Annotated in this window: 15 protein-coding genes; 9 read left to right on the forward strand and 6 right to left on the reverse strand. The window is 45.4% G+C overall.

What is annotated here, in order from left to right:
* The first annotated feature begins 45 nt into the window (after nucleotides 1-45).
* The 4 genes from C4S60_RS00180 to C4S60_RS23835 all read left to right on the forward strand — a co-directional run bounded on the left by C4S60_RS00180 (nucleotide 46) and on the right by C4S60_RS23835 (nucleotide 3,507).
* Nucleotides 46-600: a hypothetical protein gene (locus C4S60_RS00180; protein WP_103878302.1), complete on the forward strand. Its 555-nt coding sequence runs from the start codon at nucleotides 46-48 to the stop codon at nucleotides 598-600.
* Between the two features lie 124 nt (nucleotides 601-724).
* Nucleotides 725-1,753, forward strand: a complete 1,029-nt coding sequence (locus C4S60_RS00185; protein ID WP_103878303.1) for an acyltransferase — start codon at nucleotides 725-727, stop codon at nucleotides 1,751-1,753.
* Between the two features lie 354 nt (nucleotides 1,754-2,107).
* Nucleotides 2,108-3,178: a hypothetical protein gene (locus C4S60_RS00190; protein ID WP_103878304.1), complete on the forward strand. Its 1,071-nt coding sequence runs from the start codon at nucleotides 2,108-2,110 to the stop codon at nucleotides 3,176-3,178.
* 200 nt (nucleotides 3,179-3,378) lie between these two features.
* On the forward strand, nucleotides 3,379-3,507 hold the full coding sequence (locus C4S60_RS23835; protein ID WP_279626931.1) for a hypothetical protein: 129 nt from the start codon (nucleotides 3,379-3,381) through the stop codon (nucleotides 3,505-3,507).
* A gap of 129 nt (nucleotides 3,508-3,636) precedes the next feature.
* On the opposite strand, the gene hypF is transcribed toward C4S60_RS23835, so the two are convergent.
* From hypF to hypA, 6 genes are read right to left on the reverse strand one after another with little or no spacing between them, the layout of a single operon-like run.
* The gene (gene hypF, locus C4S60_RS00195) at nucleotides 3,637-5,931 is read right to left on the reverse strand and encodes a carbamoyltransferase HypF (protein WP_160111305.1); all 2,295 of its coding nucleotides are present in this window, start codon (nucleotides 5,929-5,931) and stop codon (nucleotides 3,637-3,639) included.
* Between the two features lie 30 nt (nucleotides 5,932-5,961).
* Nucleotides 5,962-6,975 carry a hydrogenase expression/formation protein HypE gene (gene hypE, locus C4S60_RS00200; protein ID WP_103878306.1) on the reverse strand — a complete coding sequence of 338 codons (1,014 nt, stop codon included), beginning with the start codon at nucleotides 6,973-6,975 and terminating at the stop codon, nucleotides 5,962-5,964.
* A gap of 46 nt (nucleotides 6,976-7,021) precedes the next feature.
* A complete protein-coding gene (gene hypD / locus C4S60_RS00205) occupies nucleotides 7,022-8,128 on the reverse strand; it encodes a hydrogenase formation protein HypD (protein ID WP_103878307.1) in 1,107 nt (368 codons plus the stop codon).
* 24 nt (nucleotides 8,129-8,152) lie between these two features.
* Complete coding sequence (locus C4S60_RS00210; protein WP_103878308.1) at nucleotides 8,153-8,413, reverse strand: HypC/HybG/HupF family hydrogenase formation chaperone; 261 nt, start codon at nucleotides 8,411-8,413, stop codon at nucleotides 8,153-8,155.
* Nucleotides 8,413-9,138, reverse strand: a complete 726-nt coding sequence (hypB, locus tag C4S60_RS00215; RefSeq protein ID WP_103878309.1) for a hydrogenase nickel incorporation protein HypB — start codon at nucleotides 9,136-9,138, stop codon at nucleotides 8,413-8,415. The genes C4S60_RS00210 and hypB overlap by 1 nt, the downstream gene beginning before the upstream one ends.
* Nucleotides 9,138-9,479: a hydrogenase maturation nickel metallochaperone HypA gene (gene hypA / locus C4S60_RS00220; RefSeq protein ID WP_103878310.1), complete on the reverse strand. Its 342-nt coding sequence runs from the start codon at nucleotides 9,477-9,479 to the stop codon at nucleotides 9,138-9,140. The genes hypB and hypA overlap by 1 nt, the downstream gene beginning before the upstream one ends.
* A gap of 118 nt (nucleotides 9,480-9,597) precedes the next feature.
* On the opposite strand from hypA, the gene C4S60_RS00225 reads away from it, so the two are divergent.
* From C4S60_RS00225 to C4S60_RS00245, 5 genes are read left to right on the forward strand one after another with little or no spacing between them, the layout of a single operon-like run.
* Nucleotides 9,598-10,728: a 4Fe-4S dicluster domain-containing protein gene (locus C4S60_RS00225; protein ID WP_160111306.1), complete on the forward strand. Its 1,131-nt coding sequence runs from the start codon at nucleotides 9,598-9,600 to the stop codon at nucleotides 10,726-10,728.
* Between the two features lie 52 nt (nucleotides 10,729-10,780).
* Nucleotides 10,781-11,641 (forward strand): FAD/NAD(P)-binding protein, encoded by an 861-nt coding sequence (locus C4S60_RS00230; protein ID WP_208623222.1) that lies wholly within the window; start codon nucleotides 10,781-10,783, stop codon nucleotides 11,639-11,641.
* Nucleotides 11,641-12,447 carry an NADH-quinone oxidoreductase subunit B family protein gene (locus C4S60_RS00235; RefSeq protein ID WP_208623223.1) on the forward strand — a complete coding sequence of 269 codons (807 nt, stop codon included), beginning with the start codon at nucleotides 11,641-11,643 and terminating at the stop codon, nucleotides 12,445-12,447. The genes C4S60_RS00230 and C4S60_RS00235 overlap by 1 nt, the downstream gene beginning before the upstream one ends.
* The gene (locus C4S60_RS00240) at nucleotides 12,444-13,775 is read left to right on the forward strand and encodes a Ni/Fe hydrogenase subunit alpha (RefSeq protein ID WP_103878312.1); all 1,332 of its coding nucleotides are present in this window, start codon (nucleotides 12,444-12,446) and stop codon (nucleotides 13,773-13,775) included. The genes C4S60_RS00235 and C4S60_RS00240 overlap by 4 nt, the downstream gene beginning before the upstream one ends.
* Entirely contained in the window at nucleotides 13,768-14,262 is a 495-nt protein-coding gene (locus tag C4S60_RS00245; protein WP_160111307.1) for a hydrogenase maturation protease, read from the forward strand. Before C4S60_RS00240 ends, C4S60_RS00245 begins: the two co-directional genes overlap by 8 nt.
* The last annotated feature ends 356 nt before the right edge of the window (nucleotides 14,263-14,618 follow it).

A 14,618-nucleotide genomic window follows, 5' to 3' on the forward strand; every position in this document is an offset into this window, starting at 1 on the left:
GTAAACCTGACAAGATGTCACCACATGGTGACATTGGAGAATGTAATGAAAAATGCAAAACTGAAATTGCTTGCTGCTGCCTGTGCTTTACTTTGTCCATATGCAAACGCGAACACTAACACTAACACTAAATTGAAATACGGGATTGAACTTGATGCAGTTCCTTACTTACTAGGGGGCTACTACGTCTCAGCTTTAGTCGCTATCAACAACTTTCAGCTTAGGTACGTAACTACAAAATATGAAACACCTAGCTTCTATCTGAAAAATGGGTTTAAAGATGATAATGTCGAAGTGAAAGCATTCATTTTGGACTACTATTTTGACAATAGCCTCAAGGGTTTTTGGGTAGGCTCAGGGATAGAAAAATGGCAAGGGAAAGTTACCGAATCCTCAAGTGGGGTTGAGAAAGGGTATGACACAAACTTATTTACGATAGGTGGCGGTTACTCGTACTATCTTAATGATTACTTCTATCTCAACCCGTGGATTGGTTTACATATTCCGGTTTCTGGAGACGATAAAGTTTCTTTCACAAACAATACGTTTGATATCAATACTACAGCAGAGATTTCATTAAAACTCGGCTTTAAATATTAATAAGTGAGAAGTTTAGTCATGCCGATAAGTAAAAAAAATTATAGATATTGTCCATTGTGTAACAGTTCACAGATAAGTCTCGAGTTAAGAAGACCACTACATTTAATATATAGTGGACACAACAATGAGTAAAACAAGGAAAATAGCCAGTCTTGAAACAGCTAGGGTTTTAGCGTTTTTGGCAGTGGTGTTGATTCACAGCCAGTTCCTCATGTCTCTAAATCTTGGTGATAGTGGAGAGCCTTGGTTCGGTTACATTGTAAATCAATTAGCACGTTTTGCTGTTCCCCTTTTCTTTCTTATATCTGGCTATCTGATACAACCTAAATTGTATTCAAGTCCTTTTCCAACTGCATCTCAATATGCGTTACCTTTAATGCGTTTATGGTTGATATGGTCCGTCATTTATTTGTTGGTGCCTTTTAACTTGGGTATTGTTGTTGAGCAAGGTTATCTTACCGAAAGGCAGGGTTATTGGGATTCGTTAATGGTTAACCCGCTTAACTCCATTCTTGAGGGTGGTCTGGTTCATTTGTGGTTCTTACCTTCTTTGGTGATGGCGGTTTATATCATTGCCTTTGCGGTTAGTTCTAAAAAAGCACAATGGGTTTTAGTGATTGGTGCATTGTTGTACTTGTATGGACTGATGGGGGGGAGTTATCAAGTATTAACTGGCATTGAAGCGCCTGTGTTTACCAGAAATGGACCATTCTTCAGTTTACTGATGGTAAGTCTAGGTTGCGAGATTAGAAGTCGAAGCATAAGGCTAGATTCGGGAAATGCGATTAAGGTCATGTTAGTTGGTTTAATGGTCCATTTTGCCGAGGCGAGCGTTCTGCATCACTTGGGTTATAAATTTAGCTTGAATGATTATCTTGTTGGTACGGTGATGTGGGCGGTTGGTTTTTTCTTATGGCTGCTGGCTAATCCAGGTTGGGGGAACGGACTATTCGTATCTAAAATAGCCAGCCGAGTATTGCCACTTTACGTAGCGCACCTTCTTGTGATTATTGCCATGTTCAATGTTTGTGGCATTTTGGGTCTTAATGGGTTGTTAAAAGACATGGTGGTACTGGTTGGGGCGTTAGCGTTGTCATATCGCCTTGTCTGTTTGCTTGAGAGGACACCACTTTCATTTATGGTAAGGCGTTGAACCATATCTCATAACAACGTCTTTGATTCCCAAGGGGTAAAAGCGTTTTAGGAGTTTGCCATGTTTTGCAAACTCACCAAAAAATCGGCATAAAATGAACCTGACATCGCATTACCACCCATGTTACTCAATAAAAATGATCATTAATTAAATTGAACCATGCATATCTCATTGATATATATCAAGATATTGTTCATTTATTATTTAAGGTTGGTAGGATAGATGTAGAATGCCCCCTCTAAAAACTCTGGCGGTCTACAACATCGAATGTGCTGTTGTGGATGTTGAGTCTAAGGCAATAAACAACACTCGCTTAGCTAGAGTCAAATCAGTTTGAGTTTATTAGGGACAAAAATGCGTACAAATCGAGTCTTATTGTGCAGTTATATCATTTCTTCTATGTTAGTGGGTTGCGGTAGTGAAGAGAGTGGCGGCGGTGGTAGCACTCCATCTGCACCAAGCAATATCTATTCTGATATTGATGTGCAATCTTTCACTACGGTCATGCACCCTGAGAGTCATTGCTTTAACACGAACTCTAAGTTTCGCACAGAACACTTCATTGTGGCAGCGAAAGGCACTGTAAGTGATGCAAAACTACAAGAGGTGGCTCGTGTCGCACAGAACACTCTGGATGTAGATTTGGCCGCTTACAGTTGGGATGCTTGGTCTGATTTAGCAGTAGATTATTCAAACCCATTTGAAATTTGTGTAATCGCAAGCGAAGGCTCAAATGGCGCTGGTACTAAGTGGGGCTTTGTGGTTGGTCCAAATCGTTCGGGCCCTAACCTAGACAATCTTGTGAAGCACGAGCTCAAACATACCTATCAATCACGATTGATTGGTAAAACAGGTCTTAACGCTGCTCATACTTGGTATGCAGAGGCTATTGCAACAGCACTTTCAACAAATGAAACTGTTAGCGATAGTCAACTAAGTTCATTTATTTCTCAGGTCGGCCTGACTCCAACTCAAATTACCCACGACGGCATTCAGGATGCTGTAATGATGCAACTTTCAGATCCAAGTACTGAATATGGCGCATACAACATGGCTGTTCGTTACCTAGAAACCCAAGGGGTTTCAAATCATGCGCTATGGGAAGTATTCAAGGTCATTAAGCAGATTGAGACTAGCTGTATGGCTGACCACCAAGCTGCTCTAGACAATGGCGAAATGGTAAACCCTATTGCTGAAGACTCTACGTCATGTTCTGGTTACGCAACCACATACTCTAGCGGCGCTACAATGTGGAACGGTGAAGTTATCTCCGGCAGCATTGAAGACCCTATCGCTCCTAGCTCAGAGCCAGGTAAGTCTCGTTTCCAAGTTGCATTTGACTACGTGATGAGCCCATATGGTGTTTCGTATGATGGCATTGATGATACGACTTCATTCCGTGACACTATTATTAACGGCATGTAGATATCTAGTAACCTAAAACGTAACGTTCAAATTCCCATTTCTCCGCCACATTCAAAGCCTCGCTAACATAGCGGGGTTTTTATTTTTTCGCTCCTTTAACCGAGTTCGTATCGCTAGTATAGGTATCTATTAAGATCTTCTGTGATTTCCGGTCTTATCCACCACATTTTTGATGTTAACCGATCTTTTATGAGGGTGTGGTGCGCTTCGATGCACGCTTTGAACTTGGCTTCATTGGTAACAACATTTGGAAACTGGACACATACGCATTTGTCGATGGCAAAGAACTACACGTGCAAACTTACCAGTTTAACCGCATTCAGAAATAATCCGTCAGGGCCGTAATTGATGCTACGGCCAAACCCCTTCTCAGGTTCATTACAATGAGAAGACTTGCCTGCACAATTCATGACTTTGAGCAGAATAATCAATGTATATGCCGTAAATTGGCTTTTTTACTATTCGCCTTTGGCCAGAGCAACAGCCAACTGTCCCAATGCTAATCCGCCATCACCACAAGAATACTGCTGCTGTTCTATCGGATGGATATGTTCAGGTAGTGCCTGCTTGAAAAGGCGTGTCAATAACGCGTTATGAAATACACCACCGGTGAGTGCGACATGGTTGACATGGTGCTCAGCGCTGGCTTTGCTCACCATGTCTGCCAGTGCGTTAGCGAATGCCTGATGAAAAAGGTACGCCCTCTCTTCAACGCTTGCTTCTAGTCTATGCCAGTTACGCCAGAAGCTTGCCAGTTCCATGGTCAAACCGATAACCGGAATCATCAAGTCCGTCCTATCACTGTGTGTTATTCGCATCGCTGCGGCTTCTAACTGAAGCGCAGCTTGTGATTCGAATTCAACCTGATCATTAGTCAGGTTCAACGAAGCCGCCACTGCATCAAAAAAACGTCCTGCAGAACGGATGGAGTGTGAGTTCAGATTCTTATTCAGTGCGATGGTTAAAGTCTGAATCGGCTTTTTGGGTATCAATCTGGCGAGAGATTCCTGAGTAAGTTCGGGAAGAAAGGCTTTTAAATGAGCATGATAGCTTCGCCACGGCTCCTTAGCTGCTTTATCAGCCCCGACAAAGGGAATAGAGGGAATGCCACCTAACTGAGTAATATCCTTGTAATCTGCCAGAACCAGTTCCCCACCCCAAAAGGAGCCGCTATCTCCATATCCGAGACCATCCAACGCGAGTGCCAACACTTTTCCCTGGTCAATACGCCAGCCATTTTCCACCAGGCAACTGGCGATATGAGCATGATGGTGTTGAACCTGTATTAGCGTTGCTCCATTTCCCTTGTCGCAACGTTTTGCTGCAAGTTGATGGCTGAAATAACCGGGGTGTTTATCTGAAACATGGTGTCGTATCTGCGCCTGGTAAAGTTGCAGGTAATGCTCCAGCGCTGACTGATATTGAGCCTGGCTTTCAGTAAAGGTCAGATCACCAAGATATTGACTCACTATGATCTGCCGACCTTTTCCAATCGCGAAAGCACTTTTAAGGTCCCCGCCATATGCCAGATAGCCATCAGCATCAGGAAACCCAACCGGTAGCGAGATCGCATTGGGGGTCAGTCCGCGAGATCGTCGTAAAACTCGAATTTGGTTGTCGCTGTCGACTCTGACAATGGAATCGTCACAGCGCTGAACAATGTCGCGATTATGTACAAGGAACAGGTCGGCAATCGACTTTAGTTCCATAAATGCGGATGAATTGGTTAACACTGGTGGCAGATTCGTGCGGTTAGCGGACGTCATTACAAGTGGGAAGGGATAACCATCAGCCAATAAGTGCTGAATCGGATTAGAAGGCAACATAATCCCAACTTCATTAAGTTGTGGCGCGATGCCGTCCGGCAACATTGACTCCTTTTTTTTAGGCAACAGTACTATTGGAGCGACGGGACCGGACAACACCTGCCTTTGTGCGTCGTTTACGTAGGCAATGTGTTCTAACTGTTCGAGATCGCGAACCATGATAGCGAACGGCTTGTATTGGCGCTTTTTTCTCTCCCTCAGAACTTGTATCGCGTGTTCGCTCGTCGCATCGCAAACCAGATGAAATCCACCGACCGATTTAATGGCTATTATTCTGCCCTGCAGCAAAGCCGCTATTGAATTGTTTAGCCAGTCACCTGCAACTGGCACTTCTTCATGAGAATAAAGCTGAATTTCTGGTCCACACTCGTCGCAAGCAATGGGCTCTGCATGATAACGTCGGTCTGAGGGAGTGAGGTATTCATTGCGGCAATTTTCACACATCGGGAAGGCGTCCATCACTGTATTAGGCCTGTCATATGGTAGCGACTTAATGATGGTAAAGCGCGGGCCACAATGAGTGCAATTAATAAACGGATAGCGATAACGACGGTTGACACGAGTAAACAACTCATCAATGCAGGCTTTACAGGTCGCCGCATCAGGGATGATATGGGTATCCATGGATGTCGGCTTAGAAGCAGCAATCGAAAAGTCTTCAGGCAGGCTTTCCCAAACAAACTCACTATGACTGATGGACTCTATCTGTGCCAACGGTGGCAGATTTGTGGTGAGCTCATGTAAGAACGACGAAATATTGTCATTCGTCAAAAACCGTATCAGAACACCTGAGCCATCGTTTAACACCTCACCGAGCAATTGCCATTGTTGGGCCAGTTGCCAGACGAAAGGCCGAAAGCCTACGCCCTGAACTTTCCCTTTAACTCTTATGCTGACACCATTTGGTTTGCATATGTGTTGTGTCACGCGACTCCCCCTTATGTAGCGCTGTTCTGTCTAGCAAATTCTGGGCATGGGCTCATCCCAAGGGAGGTCCAGCCACCGACTGGCACCGAAGGCATTCAAAACCGACACCTTTTGGGAGGAGTTCACTTCGCCAATGATGGCAGCATCACTGCCTCCCTTTAATTGACGAAGCGTACTCAGCGCTAGATTCGCGTCCTTCGGGTCAACGATGGCAATAAATTTTCCCTCATTGGCAAAATTCAATACCTCCAGACCCAGTAGCTCACTCAGTCCTCGCACCGGCGAACTTACAGGCAAGGCTTGTTCTATCACTTGAAAACCACAGCCACTGCTAGCTACAAACTCATGCAATACGGCGTTAACGCCACCTCTTGTCGCATCTCTTAATGTTCGGATACCCTTAACCGGCAGCAAAGCCTCAACAAAAGGGTAAAGGTGCTGACAGTCGCTGTTCAACTGCCCTCCAAACCCCAGATTTTCACGGGCATTCAAAATAGTGGCACCATGATCGCCCAAGTTTCCGGAAATAAGGATCTGATCACCAGGTTGGATATGTTGCACACCCCAGTCTACGTTGGCAGGAATAACCCCAATACCACTTGTACTAATAAACAGCTTGTCGGCCGCCCCCTTTGGTACCACCTTCGTATCACCGGTAACGATTTCAATACCAGCCTCGCTCGCAGTCTTAGCCATTGAACAAGCAACTTGCTTCAATTCATCAATGGAAAAGCCTTCCTCAATAATAAACCCAGCAGATAGATAAATAGGCTTGGCACCACTCATAGCAATGTCGTTAGCCGTCCCGCAAACGGCTAATTTGCCAATATCACCGCCCGGAAATCGTATAGGATCCACAACGTATGAATCGCAGGAGAAAGCCAATTTTTCTCCTGTTAAGGTCAATGGCGCAAGCGGAATTCTCGCCTGATCTTCTTGTCTATTTAGAATTTCATTCGCAAAGTAAGACAGGAATATCTTGTTAACAAGCTCCTGCATTGCTTTACCTCCACTACCGTGAGCAAGGGTAATTCGGTCGGGCATTACTTGTTCCTTGTCGTTAAATAGATCACCGCTAAAATCAGAATAGCTAGTCCCGACAGTAGTGATAGTAGGCGGCGCAAGCCCCTTCGCCAGAAACCATCAAAGAGCCCAATGCATTTTCGGGAAAGCAAGATACAGCAAAAGCCGGGCAGTCGGTGGGCTTACACCGTCCGGCAAGCACATCACCACAACGCCGACCCTGAATGACACTGTCACAATTTGAAGTCACTTTTAGATCGACTCGTGCGCTGAATGGGCGGTAAGGTTCCGTCAACTCAATACCTGAGTCAGGAATTTCACCCAGCCCCATCCATTCACTGCGTTTTTTGCTGCAAAAAACTTCTGATATCGACCGTTGAGCATTTTGGTTTCCCTCGGTTGTCACTACTCGGGAATATTGGTTTTCAATTTCACATCTTCGCTGTGCAAATTGTGTTAGCAACATCAATATTGCTTGTAACATATCAAGAGGTTCAAACCCTGTAATGACACACGGTTTACGAAATGTGTCTGCTAGCGGCTGATAAGGCTTAGTACCAATAATCATCGATAAATGTCCCGGAAGCAGAAAACCATCGACTCTCGTCTCCCCTTTGCTCAATAGCGCGCTCAAAACCGGCATAATCGTGATGTGTTGACAGTAAACTTTAAAGTTGAGAACTTGTTTTTGCTTTGCCTGTTGCAGCGTGATTGCGGTGGCAGGCATGGTTGTCTCAAACCCCAGAGCAAAAAAAATGACCTGTTTATCGACATGTGTCTGAGCGAGCTTAAGGGCATCCATCGGCGAATATACCATTCTGACATCTAGGCCTCGCGCTTTAGCGTCGGCTAAACAGCCATCGCTACCTGGGACACGCATTGCATCGCCGAAACTGCAAAGAATGGTATTTGGCTGTTCGGCTAACGCTATACATTGATCGATACTTTTCTTCGAAAGCACGCATACCGGGCAACCGGGCCCATGAACGAACTCAATGTCATCAGGTAACAATTGCAGCAAGCCAAATTTGAACAGAGTATGTGTGTGACCTCCACAAACTTCCATCACTTGAATCGGTTTTAACGTATCTGGGAGCATTTGTAGCGCTCTGTCAATTCGCCTGATGAGCGCTTTTGCGTGTTTAGGGTTACGATATTCATCAACATAGTCCATCACGCCTGCTCCCAATTATCTATATTAATGATCATCATCAGCTCTACTCTCCGTAGCCTGCATTTCATCGAGTATTTCGAGTGTTTTTCTCGCCTGTTGCTCATCAATAAGACACATTGCAAAGCCTACGTGAATTAAAACCCAGCAGTTAACCAGGCTCTCTGGTTGACGATGCGCAACACAGTTAAGATTTACTTCGCGTACAATACCGCCCACATCAACTAAACCGAGATACTCTTCTGAACTGGTTATCTCTATCACTTTCCCAGGAAGTCCTAAACACATCAGTGTTCTCCTACCCATCGCAACCACAGTGGTAATCCCTCGCCCGTAGTCGAGGACAAGAGCAACGACTGGATTTCAGGATTAATGCGCTTGGCATTGGTGATGCAGAGGTCAGGATCAAATTGTACATAAGGCAACAAATCTATTTTGTTGATGATCATCAGCGTGGACTTGGCAATGACATCTGGATACTTGAGCGGTTTATCATCCCCTTCTGTAACCGAGATGATGACGACTTTATGCTGCTCACCCAGATCGAAGCTGGCCGGACAGATCAAATTTCCGACATTTTCAATAAACAACAGGCTGTGTTGTTGTAGCTCCAAATGGTTAATAGCGCTAGCCACCATCTCTGCATCCAGGTGGCAACCTTTACCTGTATTTATCTGTATTGCCTGCGTTCCCGTTGCTCGTATTTTTGCAGCGTCGTTGCTGGTTTGCTGATCGCCTTCAATAACCGCGCAGTGAACATCCTCAAGTTTATTTAGTGTTTCGGTTAACAACGTTGTTTTACCTGAGCCTGGACTAGATATCAGATTAAGGGTCCTGATATTACGCTGCGCTAGCCAATCACGATTCTTATCCGCTATTGCATCATTTTTAGCTAGCAAATCGGCTTCTAAGCGCAGTATTCGTGGTTTCACTTCGGTCACCGATGATAACTGGTGTTTATTGCCCTCTAGGAGTATCGCTTTTGATTCGCCACAACCGCATGTCGAGCACATTACAAAACCTCCAGTTGTTTTATTCTCATTTGTTCACCACCCTTGCGTCGCAGATTATAACCATTGCAGTTTGGGCATGTGCTAAGCCAATCTGAGATAGCAAAACTTGCATTGCAATCCTGGCAGCAAGCCTGTGCAGGTTGCCTAGAAATGACCAGTTGAGCAGAATCCGCCACCGTGTTGCGACAACAGATGTCGAAACAGAACCTCAATGCATCGACTTCTACGCCAGCAAACACACCCAATTCCAGAACCACTGTGCTGACTTGTGTAAAACATTTCTCATCAGCTTGATCTTCGATGATCTTGATTAGGCTCTCACACAACGACATTTCGTGCATAGTCAACTCGCTATCAACCAAAGCGGTAGAAATTTCCTTTATACATTCTAAAGATAGCTGATGATTCACAAACACAAAGAGTGTCTATACTAAATAAATGGATAGCGGAGATTTTCTCTTGAAAAATAGCTCAAAGACCAAAAAAGGCTGGCTAGGGAAAGCAAACTTTCACTCCCTGTTTGAAGCATTGCATCGTCAAGGCTATAAAATCATAGGCCCGACTGTTCGGGACGATACGATTGTGTTTGATACCGTTACCACCCCATCTGAACTGACTCACTCGGTTATTGATCTGCAGCAGTCTGGTCGCTATACCTTAGTAGAAGATAAATCCAATCGATATTTTTCGTGGAATACTGGACCGCAGGCGTTGAAGCCCCTGCTGTTTAAGACTCGGGAGACACTATGGACCTGCTCTGACAACGATGGTCAGCTGCAATTTAAGTCACCTGAGCAAGACGTTGAGCCTATCGCAGTTATAGGAGTAAGAGCCTGTGATTTGGCTGCGTTGGCAATTCATGACCAGCATTTTCTACAAGGCGCTTATATTGACGACTTCTATCAGCAGCATCGGAAAAACATACTGTTGGTCGCTGTCAATTGCAGCAGAAGTAATGAGCAGTGTTTCTGCGTCTCTACGGGCGATGGGCCCGAGGTCACCACTAATTACGATGTATTAATCGATGAACTTGATGATGGATTTTTAGTAAAGAGTAATAGTAAGCGTGGACTGGACGTAATACAGCATCTGGTGCTAGAACCTGCCACACAGGCCCAAGAAGTAACTGCTCAACAGCAAATCTCTAAAGCGCGCTCTGAACAAGGCTCCAAAAAACTACCTGAACTCGACAACCTGCTCAAACTGGTTAGTGGACTGAAGAAAAAAGACTGGCAAGACATCGCCGAGCGCTGCCTAGCGTGCGGTAACTGTACTCAGGTTTGTCCAACCTGTTTCTGTAGCACCCAAGAGTCAGCCCCCGATCTTATTCAGTCCAATTCAGAGCAAGTAAGGATCTGGGATTCGTGCTTCAGCGAAGAACATGGACACATATTTGGTAAGAACTATCGACCAGAAATTGAAGAACGGTACCGACAATGGATGCTACATAAATTGGTGTTCTGGCATCAACAATATGGCCGTTCGGGTTGCGTGGGTTGCGGTCGTTGTTCTACCTGGTGTCCGGTGGCGATCGATTTAGTCGAAGAAGCGTCATCTCTGGTGTCTCGGCTGTCATCAGACAACAAATAAATCTTTTTTAATTGGAGTGCATTTCATCCAGCACTGACTAAGGAACGGAAACGTGAAGGCTCAACTTTGTAAACAACATAATTCCGATATCATGAGTCGCGCCATGACGCCTATTACCGCGACGCTGGAAGATAAATCCGAAGAAACCTTGGGTGTGGTTACCATGTCTTTACGAATTGAATCCGATACGCCGTTTGAGTTTCAGTTTGGCCAATTCAATATGCTTTCTGTCTTCGGTGTCGGCGAGGTCGCTATTTCAATCATGGGAAGACAAGAGAATGTGTTGCTCCATACGATTCGTTCCGTCGGCCGCGTAACGCACGCCTTAACCAATCTAATACCTGGACAACAACTGGGCATACGTGGGCCATTTGGACAAGGCTGGCCCATTGAACGGGCCATTGGTAAGGATTTGATATTTATTACCGCCGGTCTTGGTTGTGCGCCTGTGGTCGCCGCTATAAAACATGCCGTGCAGACCCGTAAAAACCACAACCGTATTGTTATTTTACAAGGGGTTAAGCACCATCGGGATCTGCTGTGGCTTCCTCAATATGAGATTTGGCGCGACCAGCATCAGTGCCAGGTTTTATTAGCTGCCAGTGAAGAACACAAACGTAAGCAACACTGGAAACTGGGTCTGGTGACAGGACTGCTTGAACAAGCTCGCTTTGATGCTTACAACTGTATCGTTATGATGTGCGGCCCAGAAATCATGATGAAAGCTGCTCTAGAGCAGTTAGAGTCGATCGGCGTGCCTGATGATGCCTGTTACTTGAGCATGGAACGTAATTTTCAGTGTGGACAAGGATTTTGTGGTCACTGTCAAATAGGCCCTTACTTCGTTTGCAAAGACGGTCCCGTGTTTCATTTCCCCAGCATAAAACCTTGGTTTGGCCTTTGGGGGTTATAGTGACTACAACAAAAACAAAAATAGCGGTTCATAAACTGACCTCTTGCTCAGGTTGTCAGCTGGCCTTTATCAATCAAGGACCGGGATTGCTTTCCCTACTGGAACATATAGAGATATGTCACTTTATCGAGGTGGGCATCGATAACCCAGAATGCCCTGTGGATGTCGCGTTTATAGAAGGTAGCATATCAACACCTCACGACCTGGAACGAATAAAGTCTGTAAGAGCGTTGAGTAAACTGGTGGTCACCGTGGGTGCCTGCGCAACATCGGGTGGCGTTCAGGCATTAAGAAACCTGGCCTGTTTGTATGACGAACCACACCAATTGAAAGCGCGGGTCTATGCCGCTCCAGAACACATTGCCACTCTGGCGCACTCCCAACCAGTTGCTACAGCAATTAACGTTGATTTTGAACTTTGGGGCTGTCCCGTATCTACAGAACAACTGCTGCGCTTTTTGTCACAATTGCTTGTTGGCGCAAAGCCAAAATTAGAAAAAGAAAAGCTCTGTATGGAATGTAAACGGCAACAGAACGTTTGTGTAATGGTCACGAAGCAGGCTCTATGCCTTGGGCCAGTAATAAGAACAGGGTGCGGGGCAATGTGTCCCTCTTATGGTAAGGCATGTTATGGCTGTTATGGTCCCTCAGAGCAACCGAATACGCGCAGTCTGGCAAATCGGATGCAGGGGCTAGGTGCGGTCGACTCTGATATTGCCCAGCGTTTTGCTCAGTTTCATGGTGACACTCCGCAGTTTCGTGCTGAAATTGAGCACTGGATCGTACATAAGGAAGAAAAGCAGTGAGCAAGCGAACTATTCACCTTAACGTACCGTTTATTACCCGCCTGGAAGGCGAGGCCTCGCTTGAACTTGATGCCAGCGAAGGGAAGTTAGAGCAGGTTCACCTAAAGATATTTGAGCCCCCTCGTCTATTTGAGCAGTTTCTGGTCGGTAAGCGTTTCTCTGATGTCCCTGAACTGAGCGCTCGTATTTGCGGCATTTGTCCTATGGCCTATCAGCTCACGTCAATACTGGCGATGGAGAAGCTGTTCAACGTGCAAGTACCAGAGTCTATCGAAAAACTTCGTCGAATAATGAATTTGGCGGAATGGATACAAAGCCATGCGCTGCACATTCATTTCTTGGCGTTGCCTGATTTTCTTGGTTTCAACAACGGACTGGAGATGGCTAAAGCGCACCCCGATATTTTTAATCGGGGCATTCTGCTTCAGGCTTTCGGTAATCGAATACTGGCGTTGCTAGGGGGGCGTAGTGTGCACCCAATTGGCCTGAGGGTTGGCGGGTTTGAAGCCCTCCCCCAATTGGATGAACTTTTAGCAATGCAGTCCCAAGCTGAGGAGGCACGGAAGCTGTCCAAATCTTTAGTAAACTACCTTGCTACCCTTTCTATACCGGACTACCCGCAACCATTCGATTATGTGAGCTTGAAGTCCGCTCACCACTACCCTGTTAATCAGGGGCACATCGTCAGTGCGTCTGGACTCGTTATCGACATTGGAGCCTATACCGAACATTTCCACGAGCATCAAGAACCCCATTCAACCGCTCTATATTCTCTATTAGATGGAAGTGATTATCTGGTTGGCCCTTTGGCACGATTTAATCATAACTTTTCTCAGCTCGATATCGACACCCAGCAATTGGCGAAAGCCGTAGGGCAAATGGGTGCAAGTCGCAACATGCATGATTCTATTCTGATAAGGGCGTTAGAAATCCACTATGCCTGCCAGGAAATACTCACACTATTGACCGCGCTGGAGATTCCAACGAAACCCTATGTCGAGGTTACCCCTATAGCCGGAACTACCTGCCATGCGACCGAAGCGCCGCGTGGATTAATTTATCATCGCTACCAATTTGATGAAGCGGGCAAAGTCCTCGCATGCAGCATTATTCCACCCACCAGTCAGAATCAGGCACGTATAGAAAAGGATTTGCGTAACGCTGTACCTCGCTATGGCCTGGAACACAGCGACCAGGAACTGAAACAATTTTGCGAACAACTCATTCGCAACTATGACCCTTGCATCTCCTGCTCTACTCACTTTTTGACCTTTAAAGTGAATCGGGCTTCAAATGATAAAACAGCTAATTCGGGTAACTATGATTAATATCGTATGTTTTGGCAGTTCTCTTCGTGCAGATGACAGTGTCGGCCTGTTAGTGTTCGAACTGCTCCAATATGAACTGGACGCTAAACCATTTTGGGCGGATCAAGTACAACTTAACTACGCCGGAAATGCTGGCGCAAGGGCGTTACCTTACTTTTTGGATTGTGAATACCTTGTCGTGGTCGATGCGATAATGCCTGATACACCGACTAATCCTGGAGCCATCCACAAACTTTCAGCCCATGATGTTTCCCATCTCGATGATGGAAGTCTAAACCACGCATACAGCAGTCACCTGTTGGCCTTCCCTCAGTGTTGGCAATTATTGCGGTCGCTGGGAAAGCCATTACCAAAACTCACCATAATGGCGATCGAAATTTGTAACTATGAACTGTGCCAGCAAGAGGTAACACCGGATGTAAAAAAAGCAGCTCAAACCGTCGCAAAGAAGATTACCCGGTATTGCAGCAACCACTCCATAAAGTAAGCGTCACTGTGATTAACAGGACACTATTCGTGTCGATATACTATGACAAATTGAGTAAAGAACTAGGTCAGGAAGATTTTGAGTTGACCGTTTCAAAAGCATTACCATTGTATACATATGCTATTAGTAGTTTGGAGTTAAGATTCTTCGTTACCTCAAAATTCCACTTCCGGTCTACTTATTAGTTGTTATCATTCCGGAGGTGGTGTGTAAGAGTACACAGGTACAACCGCTCCTTTTCTATAAGTAAAGCCTGTGGGACCACAGGCTTTACTCAGACTGTGATAATTTGACACTCTCGTCACCCTACCACACTAAAATTTATCATAACACATGGTGATTTTTTGTAGCCAAAT

Origin of the sequence: Vibrio hangzhouensis (genome assembly GCF_900107935.1) — a bacterium.
Lineage (GTDB): Bacteria > Pseudomonadota > Gammaproteobacteria > Enterobacterales > Vibrionaceae > Vibrio > Vibrio hangzhouensis.

Coding starts and splice junctions, on each gene's coding strand:
- hypA (WP_103878310.1), bottom strand. CDS start 9,479: ATGCACGAAATGTCGTTGTGTGAGAGCCTAATCAAGATCATCGAAGAT.
- hypD (WP_103878307.1), bottom strand. CDS start 8,128: ATGGACTATGTTGATGAATATCGTAACCCTAAACACGCAAAAGCGCTC.
- C4S60_RS00210 (WP_103878308.1), bottom strand. CDS start 8,413: ATGTGTTTAGGACTTCCTGGGAAAGTGATAGAGATAACCAGTTCAGAA.
- C4S60_RS00245 (WP_160111307.1), top strand. CDS start 13,768: ATGATTAATATCGTATGTTTTGGCAGTTCTCTTCGTGCAGATGACAGT.
- hypE (WP_103878306.1), bottom strand. CDS start 6,975: ATGCCCGACCGAATTACCCTTGCTCACGGTAGTGGAGGTAAAGCAATG.
- C4S60_RS00190 (WP_103878304.1), top strand. CDS start 2,108: ATGCGTACAAATCGAGTCTTATTGTGCAGTTATATCATTTCTTCTATG.
- C4S60_RS00180 (WP_103878302.1), top strand. CDS start 46: ATGAAAAATGCAAAACTGAAATTGCTTGCTGCTGCCTGTGCTTTACTT.
- hypB (WP_103878309.1), bottom strand. CDS start 9,138: ATGTGCTCGACATGCGGTTGTGGCGAATCAAAAGCGATACTCCTAGAG.
- C4S60_RS00185 (WP_103878303.1), top strand. CDS start 725: ATGAGTAAAACAAGGAAAATAGCCAGTCTTGAAACAGCTAGGGTTTTA.